Origin of the sequence: Lysobacter enzymogenes, assembly GCF_017355525.1 — a bacterium.
GTDB classification, from domain to species: Bacteria; Pseudomonadota; Gammaproteobacteria; order Xanthomonadales; family Xanthomonadaceae; genus Lysobacter; species Lysobacter enzymogenes_C.
In genome coordinates this window covers 1551662-1571067 of sequence record NZ_CP067395.1, presented here as the reverse complement: position 1 = coordinate 1571067, position 19406 = coordinate 1551662, and the positions used below count along the sequence as shown (strand labels likewise).

Genomic DNA, 19406 nt, shown 5'->3' with positions numbered 1-19406 from the left:
GCACCGGCTCTTTAATGATTTGGTAACATTCGCCGGTCAATGAGCCGACCACGGCGCGGGCCGGTCCGCGTCACGGCCGCCAAGGGGCGGTCCGATCGACCCTCGCCGTCCAGAGCTCGCGCCCCATCCCCCGGTCCCGGGAGCGCAACGCCGCGGCGGTTTCCCAAGCACTGGCGCCGCACGCGCCGCGTCCACCGAGAAACCCGACCATGCCCAAGCACCTTGGTGCTCCCCGCCGTCATGCCCTCGCCCTTGCCGTCGGCCTGACCTTCGCCTCCGCCGCCGCGTTCGCCCAGGACGCCGCCCAGCCCGCCGCGCCCGCCGCCGGCGAGGCCAAGACCCTCGACGCGCTGATGGTGACCGCCCAGCGCAAGGTCGAACGCGCCAAGGACGTGCCGGTCGCGCTCACCACCGTCGACCGCGAGAAGCTGCACGTGCTCGGCTCCGGCGGCGGCGACATCCGCTTCCTGTCCGGCCGCCTGCCGAGCCTCAACATCGAATCCTCGTTCGGCCGCGCGTTCCCGCGCTTCTACATCCGCGGCCTGGGCAACACCGACTTCGACTTGAACGCGTCCCAGCCGGTGTCGCTGGTGTACGACGACATCGTGCTCGAAAACCCGCTGCTCAAGGGCTTCCCGGTGTTCGACCTGGAGAACGTCGAACTGCTGCGCGGCCCGCAGGGCACGCTGTTCGGCCGCAACACCCCGGCCGGCGTGGTCAAGTTCGAATCGGCCAAGCCGACCCGCGAACTGGAAGGCTACGGCCAGATTTCCTACGGCACCTACGGCACCACCAACTTCGAAGGCGCGGTCAGCGGCCCGCTCGGCCAGAACTGGTCCGGCCGCGCCTCGGCGCTGTTCCAGCGCCGCGACGACTGGGTCGACAACACCAACCCGAACGCGCGCAGCAACAAGAAGCTGGAAGGCTACGACGAGTCGGCGCTGCGCCTGCAGCTGCAGTACGACGGCAGCGACACCTTCCACGCGCTGTTCAACGTGCACGCGCGCCGCCTCAACGGCACCGCGCGCCTGTTCCGCGCGATGCTGTTCAAGAAAGGCACTAACGACCTGTTCGACGGTTTCGACGTCGACAAGGTCGGCATCGACGGCCGCAACTTCCAGCACCTCAAGACCTTCGGCGCCAGCGCCAAGCTGAGCTGGGACCTGTCGAACGAACTGACCCTGTACTCGATCACCGGCTACGAGACCGCCGAATCGCTGAGCCGCGGCGACATCGACGGCGGCATCGGCGCCGCGTTCCTGCCCGGCGGCAGCACCCCGGCCGGCATTCCGTTCACCGCCGAATCCGCCGACGGCTTGCCCGACCACCGCCAGTGGACCCAGGAATTCCGCCTGGAATCCAACTACAGCGGCCCGTTCAACTGGCAGGCCGGCCTGTTCTACTTCGACGAAGACATCACCGTCGACAGCCTGAACTACGACACCCTCGGCGGCGGCGTGCAGGCCGGCCACGCGCAGCAGAAGCAGCGCAACAAGGCCTGGGCGGCGTTCGGCTCGGTCGAATACGCGCTCACCGACCGCTTCAAGCTGCGCGGCGGCCTGCGCTACACCCAGGACAAGAAGGACTTCGCCGCCAGCGTGCTGCAGAGCGCGCCGTTCGGCGCGCCGGTGTCGGGCCCGTTCAAGGTCAACACCGATGTCGACGACGTCAGCTGGGACATCAGCGGCGTGTTCCAGGCGACCGACGCGGTCAATCTGTACGCGCGCGTCGCCAAGGGCTTCCGCGCGCCGAGCATCCAGGGCCGCCTGCTGTTCCAGACTCCGCCGCAGCCGTCGGTCGCCGACGCGGAGAAGGTGATCTCGTACGAGGCCGGCGTGAAGGCCGACCTGTTCGACAAGCGCGCGCGCCTGGGCGTGGCGCTGTTCCGCTACAACGTCGACAACCAGCAGATCAACGCGGTCGGCGGCGCGCTGAACCAGACCATCCTGCTCAACGCCGACAAGACCGTCGGCCAGGGCGTGGAAGTCGATTTCGACGCCTACGTGACCGACAACCTGATGGTCACCTTCGGCGCCAGCTACAACGACACCGAGATCAAGGACGCCAACCTGTTCGTCGCGCCCTGCGGCGGCGGCTGCACCGTTACCGATCCGCTGGTGGTGCGCAACGGCCAGACCCTGGCCGCGATCGACGGCAACCCGCTGCCGCAGGCGCCGAAGTGGGTCTACAACCTGACCGCGCGCTACAGCGTGCCGCTGGCCAACGGCAACGAGTTCTACGTGTTCACCGACTGGGCCTACCGCAGCGAAGTGAACTTCTTCCTGTACGAGTCCAAGGAGTTCCGCGGCAAGTCGCTGACCGAAGGCGGCCTGCGCGTGGGCTACATGTGGGACAACGGCCGCTACGACGTGGCGGTGTACGGCCGCAACATCCTCGACCAGGTGCGCGCGGTCGGCGGCATCGACTTCAACAACCTGGTCGGTTTCGTCAACGACCCGCGCATCGTCGGCGTGGAGTTCAAGGCGCAGTTCTGACCGCGCCCGAGTTCGCGAGCGAACGCATCGCAACGGCCCGCTTCGGCGGGCCGTTTTTTTTGGAGCGGTGGTTTGGTTTGCCGAAGCCTGCTGGTGTGGGGGGCTTCAGGCCCGACGCTCTTGGTCCGGATCGCCGGGAACCGAGCCAAGAGCGTCGGGCCTGAAAGTCCTCCCACGGCTGCGAAGCGTGACCGCGGTGATGCCATCACCGGCAAACCCCGCGCCGACGCGCTATCGTTCCGCCACCTCCTCACCGATCGCGAGCGCCGCCATGACCACCGCCTACGATTTCTCCGCGACCGACATCGACGGCCGCGACCAGTCGCTGGACCGCTACCGCGGCAAGGTCCTGCTGATCGTCAACGTCGCCTCCAAGTGCGGCTTCACCCCGCAGTACACCGGCCTGGAAAAGCTCGAGCGCGACTACCAGGTGCGCGGCTTCGAAGTGCTGGGTTTCCCGTGCGACCAGTTCGGCCACCAGGAACCGGGCGACGAAGCCGAGATCAAGGAATTCTGCTCGCTGACCTACGATGTGACCTTTCCGATGTACGCCAAGGTCGACGTCAACGGCGACAAGGCGCATCCGCTGTGGAAGTGGCTGAAGGACGAGAAGGGCGGCTTCCTCGGCATCGATGCGATCAAGTGGAACTTCACCAAGTTCCTGATCGGCCGCGACGGGCGTGTGATCAAGCGCTATGCGCCGACCGACAAGCCCGAGTCGATCGCGGCGGATATCGATAAAGCCCTGGCGGCCTGACGTATACAAGCGCTGGCGCCTGGTCCGGACCGTCATCCCCGCGAAGGCGGGGATCCAAGGACTTCAGCGTCCTGCCTGGATAAAGCTCTGGATGCCCGCCTTCGCGGGCATGGCGGGTGAGAGGGGTTTCGCGTCGACCCTTTCAGACCGTCATCCCCGCGAAGGCGGGGATCCAGAGACTTCGGAGCCATGTCGCGATAAAGCCCTGGATGCCCGCCTTCGCGGGCATGACGGGTGAGAGGGGTTTCGCGTCGACCCTTTCAGACCGTCATCCCCGCGAACGCGGGGATCCAGAGACTTCAGAGCCATGTCGCGATAAAGCCCTGGATGCCCGCCTTCGCGGGCATGACGGGTGAGAAGGGTTTCGCGTCTACCCTTTCAGACCGTCATCCCCGCGAACGCGGGAATCCAGAGACTTCAGAGCCATGTCGCGATAAAGCCCTGGATGCCCGCCTTCGCGGGCATGACGGGTGAGAGGGGTTTCGCGTCGATCCTTTCAGACCGTCATCCCCGCGAAGGCGGGGATCCAGAGACTTCAGAGCCATGTCGCGATAAAGCCCTGGATGCCCGCCTTCGCGGGCATGACGGCAGGTAAGGGCGATGCGCGGCGGTTGCGACGCGTCATCGAAAGATTTCGCGGCTCAAGCCGGATTCGGCGCCGGCGCCGAAGCCGCGCCCAAACTCGCCGACACGCGCCCCTTGCGCGCCTTCAACCCGAAGCACGGCCGCAGCAGCGGCACCCGCCGGATGATCTCGTGCAGCACGAAGCAGCCCGCCACGGTGCCGGTCAGCACGATCGCCGGCTCCGTCACCGGGCCGAACTTCAGCGGCAGGATCCAGTACGCGATCAGCACGATCAGGCTCTGGTGCAGCACATACCAGGGATACACCGCTTCGGTCGCCCACGGCAGCCAGCGGAACGGGCGGTTCAGCAGGGCGTGGCTCCAGCCCAGGATCGCGCTGATCGCGAACCACACGTACAGGTTGCGCAGCAGCCACACGCTGTTCTGCAGCCAGTCCGGAATCTGCTCGGGCAGCCACACCACCAGGCTCAGATAGAACCCGAACAGGCCCAGCGCCAACCCCAGCGTCCACTTGCGCAGGCGCACGAACTCGTCCCACAGGCCGCGGTCGTTGCCGATCCAATAGCCGTACAGGAACACGCTGAAATAGATCGCGTGGCGGTACCAGTCGTGGATCAGATCGCCGGTTTCCTTGAACAACGGCGCCAGCGCGAAGGTGAACAAGGCCAGCGGCAAGGCCGGCAGGATCGCCAGCTTCCAGCCGCGCAGGCCGGTCAGCGCGGCGTGCAGGCGGCGGCCGTAGCGGTTGCGGAACAGCGGCAGCAGGCCGGCCAGCAGGATCGTATAGACCCACAGATAGGCCAGATACCACAGGTGGTTCCAGGTGAAGCCGTACTCCCAGCCGTCGAACGCGCCCTGCGGCCAAGGCTTGAACTGGTAGTAACGCAGCAGGAAAGCGCCGAAGCCCGGTTCGACGAGGCCGTTGGCCACGCCCTGGGCGTAGGGCTGGATCGGCACGATCAGCAGGCAGCCGAAGGTCAGCGGCAGCAGCAGGCGCCAGCTGCGCTGGACCACGAAGCGGCCGAGCGAGGTGCCGCGCAACAGGAAGTGCACCGACAGGCCCGAGATCAGGAAGATCAGGTCCATGCGCCAGCGGTTGAGGAACAGCATCGGCAGTTGCAGCGGCTCGGAGAGGTGCGCGCTCTTGAGGTGCCAGCCCCAGTCGGCGACGTAGAGCATGGCGCAGTGGTAGAGGATCAGCAGGCAGAAGGCGAGGGCGCGCAGGGCGTCGATGTCGTAGCGGCGTTGCATGGTCGGTCCGCGCTGGAAGGTCGGCGAACCTTGCGCGATCAGGCACTTGCGCGGTACGGCGGGGTGACCGGAGGGGGCCGGGAGGGACAAAACGCGGCCCGCGGGGACGGCCGGTTGCCGTCCCGCCCCGGTCGCGGGCGAGAATGCGCGGCATGAACGCCGAAGCTCCCACCTCTCTCGCGCCCGCGCCGCCCGCGGTCGCGCCTGTCGTTCCTCCGGCCGCATCGGCCGCCGCCGTCCCGCGCAGCGTCTGGGACCGCTACCAGCCCTGGCGCCGTCCGGTCGAGATCGCGAGCTGGGTGGCGATCTTCGCCGTCAACGCCGCCGCCGGCACCCTGACCTCGATCATCGACATCCACCGCTACGGCCTCGACATCCCCGACTGGGCGCCGCTGGTGTGGGAGACCAGCAGCTGCGCGACCGCGCTGGCGCTGGTGCCGGCGCTGGTCTGGTTCACCCGCGCGGTGCCGTTCCGCTTCGACCGCTGGCGCCGGGCGCTGGCCCTGCACCTGCTCGCCAGCGTGGTCTGGTCGGTGCTGCACGTGGCCGGCATGGTCGCGATCCGGCAGGCGGTCTACGCCGGCCTCGGCGAGCGCTACGAACTCGGCGCCTGGGGCATCAACCTGGTCTACGAGTACCTCAAGGACGTACGCAGCTACGGCTACATGGTGCTGTGGATCGAAGGCTACCGGCTGCTGCTGCGGCGCTGGCAGGGCGAGGCCAGCGTGCTGGCGACGCCGGACGATCTGCCCGCGCCGGCCCAGCCCGAGCGCCCGGAGCGCTTCCTGGTGCGCAAGCTCGGCAAGGAATTCCTGGTCGCGGCCAACGAAGTGGAATGGCTGCAGGCCTCGTCGAACTACGTCAACCTGCGCGTGCGCGGCCGCGACTACCCGCTGCGCAGCACCATGGCGGCGATCGAGGTCCAGCTCGACCCGGCCCGGTTCGCGCGCGTGCACCGCAGCTACATCGTCAACCTGGACTGCGTCGGCGAGATCGAACCGCTCGACAGCGGCGATGCGCGCATCACCATGCGCGACGGCAGCCAGGTGCCGTGCAGCCGGCGCTATCGCGCGGCGTTGCGGCAGGAGCGGCGGGCGGGCTAGGGCGGCAGCGCGGTGCGCGCCGCCACGGTGCGGCTCAGCCGCCGGGCTTGCGCAAGGCCTGCGGCGGCAGCAGCGGCGCCAGCTCGCGCACGAACTGCTCGATCTTTTCCGGCGTATAGCCGCGATGGATCTGCACCAGCCGGCCGTCGCGGTCGACCACGAACAGGTTGGGCACGCTGCGCACGCCGTAGTAGCGCGCGGCGCTGCCGGCGTCGTGGACGAAGTTCAGCTCCAGCGAGGGATTCAGACGCAGGAAGTCTTCGTAGTCGCGCTTGGGTTCGTTGAGATTGACCGCGATCACCTGCAAGTGTTCGCGGCCGACCGACTTGAGCAGGGTCGACAGCATCGGCAGCTCGCGCCGGCACGGCGCGCACCAGCCGGCCCAGAAGCTGACGACGACCGGCTTGCCGCGATAGTCGCTGACCTTGACCGGCCGGCCGGCGCGGTCGAGCCCAAGGAAATCGGGCGCGAGCTCGCCGAGTTGCGGCGCGGCGGCGGCGGAGCGCGGCGGTTGCGCGCCCGCGCCCGCGGGCGCCTGCGCCTGCGCCGCGCCCGCGCCCGCGCAGGCGAACGCCAGCGCGAGCCCGGCCAGGCCCGCGTGCAGGCGCGAGGCCTTATTTCTCGACGAACGCACGCTCGAACACATACTGGCCCGGCGTGCCGATGCGCGGCGCGGCGGCGAAGCCGCGGCGGTCGAGGATGTCGCGGAAGTCGGCCAGCATCTGCGGGCTGCCGCAGATCATCGCGCGGTCGAGTTCGGCGTCCAGCGGCGGCAGGCCGAGCTGCTCGGTCATCCGGCCCGAATCCATCATTTCGGTCAGGCGGCCGCGCTGGTCGCGGCCTTCGAACACGAAGTCTTCGCGCGTCACCGCCGGGTAGTACTTGAGCTTGGCGGCGATCTGTTCGCCGAGGAACTCGTGCTGCGGCAGTTCGTTGACGATGTAGTCGCGGTAGGCCAGGTCCTGCGCGCTGCGCACGCCGTGGCAGAGCACCACGTTCTCGAAGCGCTCGTAGGTTTCCGGGTCCTTGATGACCGACAGCCACGGCGCGAAGCCGGTGCCGGTGCCGAGCAGGTACAGGTTGCGGCCCGGCAGCAGGTCGTGCAGCAGCAGGGTGCCGGTCGGCTTGCGCCCGATCAGCACGCTGTCGCCGGGCTGGATCGACTTCAGCCGCGAGGTCAGCGGGCCGTTGGGCACCTTGATGCTGAAGAACTCGAGCTGCTCCTCCCAGTTGGCGCTGGCGATGGAGTACGCGCGCAGCAGCGGCTTGACCACGCCGGCCTCGTTGGCGACCTGCAGCCCGATCATCACGAACTGGCCGTTCTCGAAGCGGAAGCCGTCGTCGCGGGTGGTGGTGAAGCTGAAGTAGTCGTCGGTCCAGTGACGGACGTCCAGCACCGTCTCGGTGCCAAAAGCGGAGGACATTGCCGGGGGAGTCGGTGGAGCGGGGCGGCCATTGTAGCTCAATGGATGAGAGCGATTCTTATCTTGACGCGGCAAGCGGCGCGTCGCGCGCAACGCGCAAAGGCGCAACGCGCATCCGCTCGCTCCCTGCCGCTGCGCGTTCGCCGCTCGCTCCGGCCCCCAAAAACCCAATCCTGTCAACGGGTTCCCCCATCCCCCCCACATTGCGACAATCCCCGCGCGCCCCGCGGTCGGGGCTAGCCGATTGGAAACGATGCAAGACCAGAACGCGCAGTCCGCACAGATCGCCCGCAAGATCGCCCTCGTCATCGCCGGCGAGATCGCCGCCCAGCCCGCCCAGGTCCAGGCCGCGGTCGGCCTGCTCGACGAAGGCGCGACGGTTCCCTTCATCGCCCGTTACCGCAAGGAAGTCACCGGCGGCCTCGACGACATCCAGCTGCGCGATCTGGAATCGCGCCTGCGCTACCTGCGCGAGCTGGAGGATCGCCGCGCCGCGGTGCTGGAAAGCATCGCCGAGCAGGGCAAGCTCAGCGACGAGCTGCGCGCCGACATCGAAGCCGCCGACAGCAAGGCGCGGCTGGAAGACCTGTACCTGCCGTACAAGCCCAAGCGCCGGACCAAGGCGCAGATCGCGCGCGAAGCCGGGCTGGAGCCGCTGGCCGATGCGCTGCTGGCCGATCCGACGCTCAAGCCCGAGGACTACGCCGCCGCTTTCGTCAGCGAAGAAAAGCAGGTCGCCGACGTCAAGGCCGCGCTCGACGGCGCGCGCGCGATCCTGATGGAGCGCTGGGCCGAAGACGCGACCCTGGTCGGCGGCCTGCGCACCTGGCTCAGCGAAGTCGGGGTGATCCGCGCGCGCGTGGCCGAGGGCAAGGAGAACGAAGGCGCCAAGTACCGCGACTACTTCGATCACGCCGAATCGCTGGCCAAGATTCCCTCGCACCGCTTGCTCGCGCTGTTCCGCGCGCGCCGCGAAGAAATCCTGTTCCTCGACCTCGACCCGGGCAGCGACGCCGAAGCCGGCCACCAGCAGGGCGAAGGCCGCGTCGCGGTCAACGCCGGCATCCGCGACCAGGGCCGTCCGGCCGATCGCTGGCTGCTGGACTGCTGCCGCCTGACCTGGCGCGCCAAGCTGCACCTGCACCTGCTGCTGGACCTGTTCGGCCAGGCGCGCGAAAAGGCCGAGGCCGAGGCGATCGAAGTGTTCGGCGACAATCTCAAGGACCTGATGCTGGCCGCGCCGGCCGGTCCGCGCGCGGTGCTCGGGCTCGACCCGGGCCTGCGCACCGGGGTCAAGGTCGCGGTGGTCGACGCCACCGGCAAGTTCGTCGCCCACGACACCATCTACCCGCACGAGCCGCGCAAGCAGTGGGACCAGTCGCTGCACACGCTGCGCGCGCTGTGCGTCAAGCACGGGGTCGAGCTGATCGCGATCGGCAACGGCACCGCGTCGCGCGAAACCGACAAGCTCGCCGGCGACCTGATCAAGCTCATGGCCGAGGCCAAGCTGACCAAGGCCGTGGTCAGCGAAGCCGGCGCGTCGGTGTATTCGGCGTCGGAATTCGCTTCGAAGGAATTCCCGGACCTCGACGTGAGCATCCGCGGCGCGGTGTCGATCGCGCGGCGTCTGCAGGATCCGCTGGCCGAACTGGTCAAGATCGAACCCAAGGCGATCGGCGTCGGCCAGTACCAGCACGATGTCGACCAGTACCGCCTTGCGCGCGCGCTCGACGCGCGCGTGGAGGACTGCGTGAACGCGGTCGGCGTGCTGGTCAACACCGCCTCGGCGCCGCTGCTGGCGCGGGTCTCGGGCCTGTCCTCGACCGTGGCCGAGAACATCGTCCGCCACCGCGACGAGAACGGCCCGTTCAAGACCCGCAAGGAACTGCTCAAGGTGCCGCGCCTGGGCGAGAAGACCTTCGAACAATGCGCCGGCTTCCTGCGCATCGTCGACGGCGACGAGCCGCTGGACGCCTCGGCCGTGCACCCGGAGGCGTATCCGGTGGTCGAGCGCATCGTCAAGCAGTGCGGACGCGAGGTGAAGCAGTTGCTCAGCGATCCGCAGTTCGTGCGCAGCCTGAAGCCGGAGCCGTACACCGACGAGAAGTTCGGCGTGCCGACCGTGCGCGACATCCTCAAGGAAATGGAAAAGCCCGGCCGCGATCCGCGCCCTGAGTTCAAGGCGGCGAAGTTCGCCGACGGGGTCGAAGACCTTAAGGACTTGCAGGTCGGCATGATCCTGGAGGGCGTCATCAGCAACGTCGCCGCGTTCGGCGCGTTCGTCGACATCGGCGTGCACCAGGACGGCCTGATCCACATCTCGGCGCTGTCGGACAAGTACGTCAAGGACCCGCGCGACGTGGTCAAGGCCGGCGACGTGGTCAAGGTGCGGGTGCTGGAAGTCGATATCCCGCGCAAGCGCATCGCCTTGACCCGGCGCCTGGACGACGCGGTGCCGGCGCCGCGCGCGCCGGGCGAGCGCGGCGGCGGCAATGAGCCTCGCAACAACGACCGCGGCGGCCCGCGCGGCGGCGGCCGCCGCGATCAGCCGCAGCAGCGCGGCGGCTCGTTCTCGCCGCCGGGCAAGGGCGCCGCGCCGCTCGGCGGGGCGTTGGCGGACGCGTTCGCGCGGGCCAAGCAGAAGTCCTGAGCTTCGCGTTCGGGGTAAGCGAAAAAGCCGCCTTTCGGGGCGGCTTTTTCGTTGCGGCGCTTATTCCTCGGTGCGCCCCGCGGCTTCGCGATCGCGTCGGTAATGCCTGAGGAGCGGAAACGGCGGCAGCCAGGATTCGCGCCGGATCGTCCAGCTTTCGTAGGTCGGCATCAGTCGATCGGGGGCGTCGAGCGCGCCGAGGTGCAGCTCGATCTCGTCGCCGCAACGCGCGAACACCGAGGAGCCGCAGCGCGGGCAGAAATGCCGGCCGTTGTAGTCGCGCGTCTCGCCGCTGACGCGCACCGCATCCTGCGCGAAGATCGCCGCCGCGTAGAACAGTGCGCCGTGGTGCTTGCGGCAATCCAGGCAATGGCACAGCGCCACCCGATACGGGCGGCCCGTGGCCTCGATGCGCACCTCGCCGCACAGGCAGCCGCCGTCGAATCGCTCCATGTCGCGCCTCCTTCGATGGCGCGCGCCGCGGCCGGCGGGCGCCGGTCCGCGAACGCGCGCGGCCGGTTCACTTCGCCTTCGGCGGCTCGATCCGCAACAGCTTGCCGTCGTTCTCGTCGGTCAGCGCATACACCTTGCCGTCGGCCGACACGCGCACATCGCGGATGCGCCAGCCCAGCGGCTTGAGCAGGCGTTCTTCCGCGACGATCTTGTCGCCGTCCAGGGCCAGCCGGATCAGGCTGCCGTCGGCGAGCGCGCCGAGAAACAGGCTGTCGTTCCAGGCCGATCCGGCGTGGCCGCTGTAGAAGGCCATGCCCGACAGCGCCGGCGACTTCTCCCAGACGTGGTACGGCGCCTCCATGCCGGGTTTTTCGCTGCCTTCGGCCTCGCTGATCTTCAGGCCGCTGTAGTCGATGCCGTGGGTCACGATCGGCCAGCCGTAATTCTTGCCGGCCTGCGGCAGATTGATCTCGTCGCCGCCGCGCGGGCCGTGTTCGGCTTCCCACAGCGTACCGGTGCGCGGATCCACCGCGAGCGACTGCATGTTGCGGTGGCCGTAGCTCCAGATTTCCGGGCGCGCGTCGCTGCGGCCGACGTACGGATTGTCGGCCGGCACGCTGCCGTCGAGGTTCAGGCGCACCAGCTTGCCCTGCAGCTTGTCGAGCTGCTGCGCGGCCATGCGCTGCTGGCGCTCGCCCTGGGTGATGAACACGTGGCCCTTGCCGTCGAAGGCGATGCGCGAGCCGAAATGATTCGGCCCGACCAGCTTGGGCTGCTGCTGGTAGATCCGCTTCACATCGGTCAACGCGTCGTCGCCGAGCGTCGCTGTCGCCACCGCGGTGCCGGCGCTGCCGTCGGGGCCGGGTTCGGCGTAGCTCAGGTAGATGCGCCGGCTGCCGGCGAAGTCCGGCGCCAGCACCACATCGAGCAGGCCGCCCTGGCCTTGCGCCCAGACCTCGGGCACGTTCTTCAGCGGCGCGGAGATCGCGCCGTCGGCGCCGATCCGGCGCAGGCGGCCCGGGCGTTCGGTGACCAGGAAACCGCCGTCCGGCAGCAAGGCGACCGCCCAGGGATGCTCCAGGCCGCTGGCGACTTCGGTGACGGTCAGCTCGCCGAGTTCGCTCGGCACCTGATGCGTCGCGGCCTTGGCCGGCGCCGGTTTGGCCGCGACCGCGGCGGCCGCGTTGTTGCCGCGCTGGCAGGCGGCGAGGCTGAGCAGCAGGGCGGCGGCGAGCGCGCCGCGGCGTAGGAAGGAAGTCATGCGTCGCTCCTGGGCGGTGAGGGCATGCGTCCGACCTTAGCCCGGCGCGGCGGGCGCGACAATTCGACTTGTGTTTGCGTTTGTAGCTTGCGCGGCGGTTGAGTTTTCGCGGTCGCGGCTCGCGCCGCTCCTACAGGCAGCCCATGTAGGAGCGGCGCGAGCCGCGACCGCGACAATCAAACGACGCCGCAACTCACCGATACCCCGCCGCCTGCAACTCGAACAACTCCGCATAACGCCCGCCCTGCGCGAGCAACTCCTCGTGCGTACCGCTGGCCTCCAGCCGCCCCTGCGCCAGCACCAGGATCCGGTCGGCCATGCGCACGCTCGAGAAGCGATGCGAGATCAGCACCGCGGTCTTGTCCTGCGACAGTTCCTTGAAGCGCTGGAACACCTCGAACTCGGCGCGCGCGTCCAGCGCCGCGGTCGGTTCGTCGAGGATCATCACCTGCGCGTCGCGCATGTAGGCGCGGGCGATCGCGATCTTCTGCCATTGCCCGCCCGACAGGTCCACGCCGGTCTTGAAGCGCCGCCCGATCGGCTGGTCGTAGCCGCGCGGCAAACCCGCGACGACTTCGTCGGCCAGCGCGCGCCGCGCCGCTTCGCGGATGCGTTCGGCATCGCCCATCGCGTCGATCTGGCCGACGCCGATGTTCTCGCCGGCGGTGAGGTCGTAGCGGACGAAGTCCTGGAAGATCACCCCGATGCTGGCGCGCAACTGGTCCAGGTCGTACTCGCGCAGGTCTCGGCCGTCGAGCAGGATCCGGCCTTCGTCGGGTTCGTACAGCCGCGCCAGCAGCTTGACCAGGGTGGTCTTGCCGGCGCCGTTCTCGCCGACCAGGGCCAGCACCTCGCCCGCGCGCAACTCGAAGTTCAGGCCGCGCAGCGCCCAGCGTTCGGCGTCGGGATAGCGGAAGCCGACGTCCTCGAACACGAAGCCGCTGCGGATCGGCCGCGGCACCGCGACCGGCTCGGCCGGCGAGACGATTTCCGGTTCGATGCGAAAGAACGAGAACAGGTCGTCGAGGTACAGCGCCTGCCCGGCGACCTGCGAGAAGCCGACCAAAAGCCCTTCGAGCAATTGGCGCAGCCGGCGAAAGCTGCCGGCCAGAAAAGTGAGGTCGCCGATGCTGAAATCGCCCTTGACCGTGCGCCAGGCGATATAGCCGTAAGCCACGTAATACCCCAGCGTGCCCAAGCCGGCCAGCACGGTTCCCCAGAACGCGCGGCGGCGGGCGAGGGCGCGGTTGGCGGCGAAGAACTTGTCGGCGAGCTGGCGATAGCGCGCGATCAGGAAACGGTGGAGGTTGAAGATCTTCACCTCCTTGGCCGTTTCCACGCTCGCGCCCATCTGCCGCACGTATTCGAGCTGGCGCCGCTCCGGCGTCCAGGCGTAGTTGAGCGAATAGCTCAGCGCGTTGAAGTGGGCCTCGCCGACGAAGGCCGGGATCAGCGCCACCGCCAGCAGCGCGATCAGCCACGGCGCGTAGACCAGCAGGCCGACGGCGAAGCTGATCACGGTGATGGTGTCCTGGACCTGGCCGAACAACTGGCTCATCAGGCTCATGCGTCCGACCGTCTGCCGGCGCGCGCGGTCGAGCCGGTCCTGCAGGTCGGGGTCCTCGAAATCCTCCAGGTCCAGGGTCGCGGCGTGTTCCATCAGGCGCACGCTGGTGGCGTTGGTGAACAGCTCCGACAGCATCTGGTCGCCGTAGCTGATGACCCGGCCGAGCAGGTCCGAACCCACCGCCAGGCCGAATTCGATCAGCAGCAGCGCGCCGAGGGTGTCGAGCTGGCCGCCGTTCCAGGCCTGGGCCAGCGAATCGACATGCAGGCCGGTTGCGACCAGCCGCACCGCCTCGTCGATGATGAGCTTGCCGACGTACAAGGTCGCGATCGGCAGCAGCGCGCGAATCAGGCGCAGGCCGAGGGTGATCAGGGTCAGGGTCGGGCTGGTCGCCCAGATCTGGCGCAGGAACGGCGGCAGGTTGCGCAGCGCGGCGAAGCGTTCGCGCAGGCTCGGCTTGCCGGCTTGGGCGCCGCGGGCGGGCGGCGCGGGCGAGGGATGGGGGCGGCTCATGCGCCGATTCTGCCAAGTCCCGCGCTGCGGCGTCGTCGTCGCCGCGACGGCTTGCGCGCGGTCGCGGTTTCGAAGTGTGCCGCTGCGATTTCTGACAGGCCGTGGGCGCGGCCGGCGCGGTTAAGGTGGGGAGCGCTCCAGGCGGAGCGCCCGGCCGCGACTGGGCCGGTTCCCTGCGGCCCGGATCGGCCCGCTTCGGCCTGGCTTGGCCCGCCACGAAAAGGAGAGTTCGAATGAGCTTCAAGCAATCCCCCGCAACGCGCCTGCGCGCCACCGCCGCGCTGGCGGCGTTCGCCTTCGCGCTCGCGTTCGGCGCCACCGCGGCGCCGCGCGACATCCTGGTCTGCGGCGGCGGCGTCTATTGCGACGCCGACGTGCGCCAGCCCTGCCTGGATTCGGGCAAGAGCGCGGCGTTCTGCGACCGCCTGTGGCGCTCCTGCGTGCTCGACGCCTGTCCGCAGTAAACCGCCGGCCCGATCGCCTGGCCTGCGCCACAACCGCCATCGAAAAGGAGAGTTCGAATGAAATCGTTTGCCCTGCTCAAGACCCGCCGCGCCAGCCTCGCGCTGGCCCTGTTCGCCTTCGCGTTCGCGTTCGGCGCGACCGCCGCGCAGCGCGACCTGATCGTCTGCGCCGGCGGCGTCTACTGCTACGACCTGCAGCGCGAATGCGAACAGGTACACGGCGCCGGGGCGTTCTACTGCGAACTGCAGTGGCGCTCGTGCGTGCTCGACGCCTGCCCGCAGTAAGCCGGCGCCGGCCCGCTCCACGCCGGGGCGGGCCTTTGCCGGCGGGCGGTGCGGATCGCGTCGAACGCCGCGGCTGAACGGCTCCGACGGCCCGCGAGCCGCCGAAAACCCGTCCGAACCGGTCCGAACGAGCCGTTTCGCCGCGCCGGGCCGCCGCGCCCGGCCGGGCGGGTAGAATGGGCGCCCCCACCGCCAGCCTTACGCCCGCCGTGACCGCATCTCCGTCTTCGGCCGCTTCCCGCGGCCCCGTGGTCGTCCGCCAGGACGACCTGATCCAGTCCGTCGCCGACGCCCTGCAGTACATCAGCTACTACCACCCGGTCGACTACATCAAGAACCTCGCCGCTGCCTACGAGCGCGAGGAGAGCGCGGCGGCCAAGGACGCCATCGCCCAGATCCTGATCAACTCGCGCATGTGCGCCGAAGGCCACCGGCCGATCTGCCAGGACACCGGCATCGTCACCGTGTTCCTGGAAATCGGCATGGACGTGCGCTGGGACGGCGCGACGATGGGCGTCGAAGACATGGTCAACGAAGGCGTGCGCCGCGCCTACAACCACCCCGACAACAAGCTGCGCGCCAGCGTGCTGGCCGATCCGGCCGGCAAGCGCGCCAACACCAAGGACAACACGCCGGCGGTCGTCAACGTCAAGGTCGTGCCGGGCAACACCGTCGACGTGATCGTCGCGGCCAAGGGCGGCGGCTCGGAGGCGAAGTCGAAGTTCGCCATGCTCAACCCGTCCGACTCGATCGTCGACTGGGTGCTCAAGACCGTGCCGACGATGGGCGCGGGCTGGTGCCCGCCGGGCATGCTCGGCATCGGCATCGGCGGCACCGCCGAGAAGGCGATGCTGCTGGCCAAGGAATCGCTGATGGAGCCGATCGACATCGTCGACCTGCAGGCCCGCGGCGCCGGCAACCGCGCCGAAGAACTGCGCCTGGAGCTGTACGAAAAGGTCAACGCGCTCGGCATCGGCGCGCAGGGCCTCGGCGGCCTGACCACAGTGCTCGACATCAAGGTCAAGGATTACCCGACTCACGCGGCCAACCTGCCGGTGGCGATGATCCCGAACTGCGCCGCCACCCGGCATGCGCACTTCACCCTCGACGGCAGCGGCCCGGTGATGCTGGATCCGCCGTCGCTGGAAGACTGGCCCCAGCTCACCTACGACTCGTCCAAGGGCCGCCGCGTCGACCTGGACACCGTGACGCCGGAAGACGTGGCGAGCTGGAAGCCCGGCGAAGTGCTGCTGCTCAACGGCAAGCTGCTGACCGGCCGCGACGCCGCGCACAAGCGCATGGTCGACATGCTCAACAAGGGCGAACCGCTGCCGGTCGACTTCAAGGGCCGCTTCATCTATTACGTCGGCCCGGTCGATCCGGTGCGCGACGAAGTGGTCGGCCCGGCCGGCCCGACCACGGCCACGCGCATGGACAAGTTCACCGAACAGGTGCTGGCGCAGACCGGTTTGCTCGGCATGGTCGGCAAGGCCGAGCGCGGCCCGGCGGGCATCGACGCGATCAAGAAGCACCGCTCGGTGTATCTGATGGCGGTCGGCGGCGCGGCGTATCTGGTGTCGAAGGCGATCAAGGCCTCGCGCGTGGTCGGCTTCGCCGACCTCGGCATGGAAGCGATCTACGAATTCACCGTGCAGGACATGCCGGTGACGGTCGCGGTCGACAGCGCCGGCGAATCGGTGCACAAGACCGGCCCGAAGGAATGGCAGGCGCGCATCGGCAAGATTCCGGTGGTGGTCGAGTAAGTTTCGGCCGACACCGCGATGCGGCTCCAAGACGCCCGGCCTGTGCCGGGCGTCGTCGTTTTCGCGGTCGCGGCTCGCGCCGCTCCTGCATGCACCCCCTGTAGGAGCGGCGCAAGCCGCGACCGCGCCAATACGCCGACCGCGAACCTCTCGCCAAAGCGGCGCCGCCACAACCGCTAAAGCTTCTTCCCCAACTGCGCCAACATCTTCTTCGTCGCCGGTCGGGTCAGATACTCCTTCGCCAACGTCTCCAGCGCCAGCACATTGGTCTCGCTGGTATCGTCCAGATCGTCCAACCCCACCAACAGCTCCGCCTGCATGCGGTAATACCCGTCGCCGACCAACTGTCTGGCGATGTAATCCACCGAGTCGGTATTGCCGTCGAACAGCACGTCGATGATCGGCACCGCCCATTCCAGCGCGCCCCAGGTGCGCGCCGATTCCAGATCGATGCTGCGCGTGCGCTCGCCGGTGCCGACCGACAGCACCACCAGGTCGCGGCTGTTGTCGACCCGCACGTCCTTGCGCAGCGCTTCGGCGATCGCGCAGGCGGTGGGATTGTTGGCGACCACGCCGCCGTCGATCAGCGCGCGCGGCTTGCCTTCCACCGTCATCGGATGGGCCGGGAAATAGGTCGGCGCGGCGGTGGAGGCGCGGCAGACTTCCCATACCGGCAGGTCGCGGTGCAGCGGGTCGAAGCTCTTGAAGATCACCGGCGTGCGGGTGATGGTGTCGTAGCTGGTCACCAGCACCGGCGCTTTGAGCTGGCCGAGGGTGGTGTTGCCGAACACCTCGCGCAGCACCCGCTCGATGCCGAAGCCGTCGTAGCGCGGCGCCGACATCCCGTCGCTGATGAGGCGGTTGGCGCGCGACCACAGCCGTCCGGCGAGGTTCGGGAAGATCGTGTGGCGCTGCTCGCGGTACAACTGTGCCAGCGCTTCGGGCGAGAACCCGGCGGCGAGGCCGCAGGCGACCAGCGCGCCGGTCGAGGTGCCGGCGAGCAGGTCGAAGTGGTCGAGCAAACCGGTCTTGCCGCGCGCCTGGGCTTTCTTGGACTGCGCCAAGGCGTGTTCCACGCCGGCCAGCCAGTGGCAACTCACCAGGCCGCGTATGCCTCCGCCGTCCAGGCTGAGGATGCGCCGCATCTTCATTGGGGTCTCCGTTCGAGCGGGCAGGGTAGCGTGGGTGTCGCGTTGCTCGGGCGGAGTGCGTCGCAGTTTTTGGGTTTGTGTTTGTATACCGGGCGGGGTGGGGCGTTGTTGTGGGAGGGCCTTCGGGTCCGGCGCTTTCTTTTCCGGAGTTTACGAAAGCTGGAATCGGGTTGCTGTTGTTTTCGCTGTTGTCGTTTTGTCTTGGTGACGACAAGCGACAATCCAAAGCTTCCGTCCGCAAGCGGCCGGGTCACTTTCTTTGTCTTGCCAAAGAAAGTAACCAAAGAAAGGCGCTTTCCTTGTTTTCGAATCAAGAGCCACTATCGTTCGGCGCTTGCGCAGGGATGCGGGACAAGGGCCATCCTGGCCCGGTCCCGCACGCGCGCATCCATGCGCGCGCCCTCCGGGTCTGCGTTTGCCTGTGGCGAGTTCATTGCGGCGGGGGGAGCGAAGAACGACAGCAACCGCAACCGCAACGCTCCGACTTGGCGGGTGCGGTTCTGCGCTCAGTACCACTCGAGCAACGAGATGCCCAGGCCGATGTATGTCGCCTTGTGGTTGTAGTCGATCAGGCTTTCGCCGTAGCCGTCGAAAATCTGCAAGTGGCCGCGCAGCTGGTTGTGGATCGGAAATCCCCAATCGAACTGCAAGGCGCCGTGCGAGCGGTCGCCGCCGCGCAGCGAATGCCGCGCCATCAGCGAGAACTCGTGGCCGCCGCGGCGGTGGACCAGGGTCAGGTCGCCGCGGCCCATGTAATCCTCGATGTCCGGATTGTCGTCGTCGTTGCCGTCGGAAATGCGGTACCACGGGCGCAGCATCAGCGCCCAGTTCTCCTTGTCCAGGCCGATGTTGAACATCACCCGGTTCCAGCTGCGCGACAACGGATCGGCGCGGCCGTTGGACTGGTGGTTGAGGCCGACCGCGAACATCCGGCCCTTCCAGTCGCCGATGCGGTAGTTGTTGCGGAACACCAGCAACACTTCCGGCTCGTAATTGGTCTCGCGGAACGGCCGTGAGTCCTCGCCGTTGTAGACCTGCCAGCGCGAGGACTGGGTGTAGCCCATCCACAGATCGCCGTTGTCGCCGAACAGGTTCTCCGCCGCCTTGGTCTTGAAGCTGATCTGGAACTTGGCCTCGACGCTGTCCAGCGATTGCGGCTCGCTGACCGTGTTGCGCGGGTTCGGCGAGTGCGGCCGCGTGTTCGGGTCGTTGTTCCAGAACACCGGCAGCAGGTACACCGGCTTGTAGGCGCGGAAATTGAACAGGCCCAGCTTGGAGTCCTTGGCCAGTTCCCAGCGGCTGTCGAGCAGGCCGCCCTTGCCGGCGTTGGCGATGGCGTCGTTCAGCGGCGCGTCGTGGGCGAACACGCCGCCGCCGGCGGCCGCGCGCGCGCGTTCGACCACGCCGGCCTTGGGCTTGCCGGCCAGTTCGTCGCTGAGTTCCAGGTTCTGCTGGATCGCCTTGGCTTCCTTGGCGGCGATGTCGGCCTGGCGCACGCCGCCGCCCTGGCGGCCCAGCGCTGCGTCGTAGCAGGCCAGGCGGTCGGCGTCGACGGTAATGGCCAGGCAGGCTTCGGGCGTGGCCGGCGTCGGTGCGGTCTGCGCCGACGCCAGCAGCGGCGCGGCGGCCAGCGCGGTCAACAACACGGAGCGGGAATAGGGCATGGCGAAAGTCCTGCGTCGGGG

At 68.5% G+C, this 19406-nt stretch carries 15 protein-coding genes and 1 pseudogene; 7 read left to right on the top strand and 9 right to left on the bottom strand.

What is annotated here, in order from left to right; translation table 11 throughout:
* The first annotated feature begins 209 nt into the window (after positions 1–209).
* Complete coding sequence (locus JHW38_RS06450; RefSeq protein ID WP_207525160.1) at positions 210–2495, top strand: TonB-dependent receptor; 2286 nt, start codon at positions 210–212, stop codon at positions 2493–2495.
* A 104-nt stretch (positions 2496–2599) separates the two neighbouring features.
* Here the strand turns inward: JHW38_RS06450 and JHW38_RS25880 are convergent.
* Positions 2600–2701 (bottom strand): annotated as a pseudogene (locus JHW38_RS25880) (DUF6053 domain-containing protein); the annotation flags it as partial.
* 65 nt (positions 2702–2766) lie between these two features.
* Here JHW38_RS25880 and JHW38_RS06445 point away from each other — a divergent pair.
* Positions 2767–3252: a glutathione peroxidase gene (locus JHW38_RS06445; protein WP_207525159.1), complete on the top strand. Its 486-nt coding sequence runs from the start codon at positions 2767–2769 to the stop codon at positions 3250–3252.
* A 641-nt stretch (positions 3253–3893) separates the two neighbouring features.
* Here the strand turns inward: JHW38_RS06445 and JHW38_RS06440 are convergent.
* The gene (locus tag JHW38_RS06440; RefSeq protein WP_207525158.1) at positions 3894–5087 is read right to left on the bottom strand and encodes an acyltransferase family protein; all 1194 of its coding nucleotides are present in this window, start codon (positions 5085–5087) and stop codon (positions 3894–3896) included.
* A gap of 152 nt (positions 5088–5239) precedes the next feature.
* On the opposite strand from JHW38_RS06440, the gene JHW38_RS06435 reads away from it, so the two are divergent.
* Entirely contained in the window at positions 5240–6190 is a 951-nt protein-coding gene (locus JHW38_RS06435; protein ID WP_207525157.1) for a LytTR family DNA-binding domain-containing protein, read from the top strand.
* A 34-nt stretch (positions 6191–6224) separates the two neighbouring features.
* On the opposite strand, the gene JHW38_RS06430 is transcribed toward JHW38_RS06435, so the two are convergent.
* Together JHW38_RS06430 and JHW38_RS06425 are read right to left on the bottom strand one after the other, a co-directional pair.
* Positions 6225–6824 carry a TlpA family protein disulfide reductase gene (locus tag JHW38_RS06430; RefSeq protein ID WP_207525156.1) on the bottom strand — a complete coding sequence of 200 codons (600 nt, stop codon included), beginning with the start codon at positions 6822–6824 and terminating at the stop codon, positions 6225–6227.
* Positions 6805–7614, bottom strand: a complete 810-nt coding sequence (locus JHW38_RS06425; protein WP_207525155.1) for a ferredoxin--NADP reductase — start codon at positions 7612–7614, stop codon at positions 6805–6807. The genes JHW38_RS06430 and JHW38_RS06425 overlap by 20 nt, the downstream gene beginning before the upstream one ends.
* 253 nt (positions 7615–7867) lie before the next feature.
* Here JHW38_RS06425 and JHW38_RS06420 point away from each other — a divergent pair, with 253 nt between their 5' ends.
* Positions 7868–10264 carry a Tex family protein gene (locus JHW38_RS06420; RefSeq protein ID WP_207525154.1) on the top strand — a complete coding sequence of 799 codons (2397 nt, stop codon included), beginning with the start codon at positions 7868–7870 and terminating at the stop codon, positions 10262–10264.
* 60 nt (positions 10265–10324) lie between these two features.
* Here the strand turns inward: JHW38_RS06420 and JHW38_RS06415 are convergent, their stop codons facing one another.
* The 3 genes from JHW38_RS06415 to JHW38_RS06405 form a co-directional block, all read right to left on the bottom strand.
* On the bottom strand, positions 10325–10717 hold the full coding sequence (locus tag JHW38_RS06415; RefSeq protein WP_207525153.1) for a GFA family protein: 393 nt from the start codon (positions 10715–10717) through the stop codon (positions 10325–10327).
* A 67-nt stretch (positions 10718–10784) separates the two neighbouring features.
* Positions 10785–11978 carry a PQQ-dependent sugar dehydrogenase gene (locus JHW38_RS06410; protein WP_207525152.1) on the bottom strand — a complete coding sequence of 398 codons (1194 nt, stop codon included), beginning with the start codon at positions 11976–11978 and terminating at the stop codon, positions 10785–10787.
* Between the two features lie 193 nt (positions 11979–12171).
* Entirely contained in the window at positions 12172–14058 is a 1887-nt protein-coding gene (locus tag JHW38_RS06405; RefSeq protein ID WP_207525151.1) for an ABC transporter ATP-binding protein, read from the bottom strand.
* 233 nt (positions 14059–14291) lie between these two features.
* Between JHW38_RS06405 and JHW38_RS06400 the strand changes: the two genes are divergently transcribed.
* The 3 genes from JHW38_RS06400 to JHW38_RS06390 all read left to right on the top strand — a co-directional run bounded on the left by JHW38_RS06400 (position 14292) and on the right by JHW38_RS06390 (position 16570).
* Positions 14292–14522, top strand: coding sequence for a hypothetical protein (locus JHW38_RS06400; RefSeq protein ID WP_207525150.1), 231 nt, complete (start codon positions 14292–14294; stop codon positions 14520–14522).
* A 57-nt stretch (positions 14523–14579) separates the two neighbouring features.
* A complete protein-coding gene (locus JHW38_RS06395; RefSeq protein WP_207525149.1) occupies positions 14580–14807 on the top strand; it encodes a hypothetical protein in 228 nt (75 codons plus the stop codon).
* 248 nt (positions 14808–15055) lie between these two features.
* Complete coding sequence (locus JHW38_RS06390) at positions 15056–16570, top strand: fumarate hydratase (protein ID WP_207525148.1); 1515 nt, start codon at positions 15056–15058, stop codon at positions 16568–16570.
* Positions 16571–16746: 176 nt separating this feature from the next.
* Here the strand turns inward: JHW38_RS06390 and JHW38_RS06385 are convergent, their stop codons facing one another.
* Together JHW38_RS06385 and JHW38_RS06380 are read right to left on the bottom strand one after the other, a co-directional pair.
* The gene (locus JHW38_RS06385) at positions 16747–17721 is read right to left on the bottom strand and encodes a patatin-like phospholipase family protein (RefSeq protein WP_207525147.1); all 975 of its coding nucleotides are present in this window, start codon (positions 17719–17721) and stop codon (positions 16747–16749) included.
* 506 nt (positions 17722–18227) lie between these two features.
* Entirely contained in the window at positions 18228–19385 is a 1158-nt protein-coding gene (locus tag JHW38_RS06380; RefSeq protein WP_207525146.1) for a phospholipase A, read from the bottom strand.
* Positions 19386–19406: the final 21 nt, after the last annotated feature.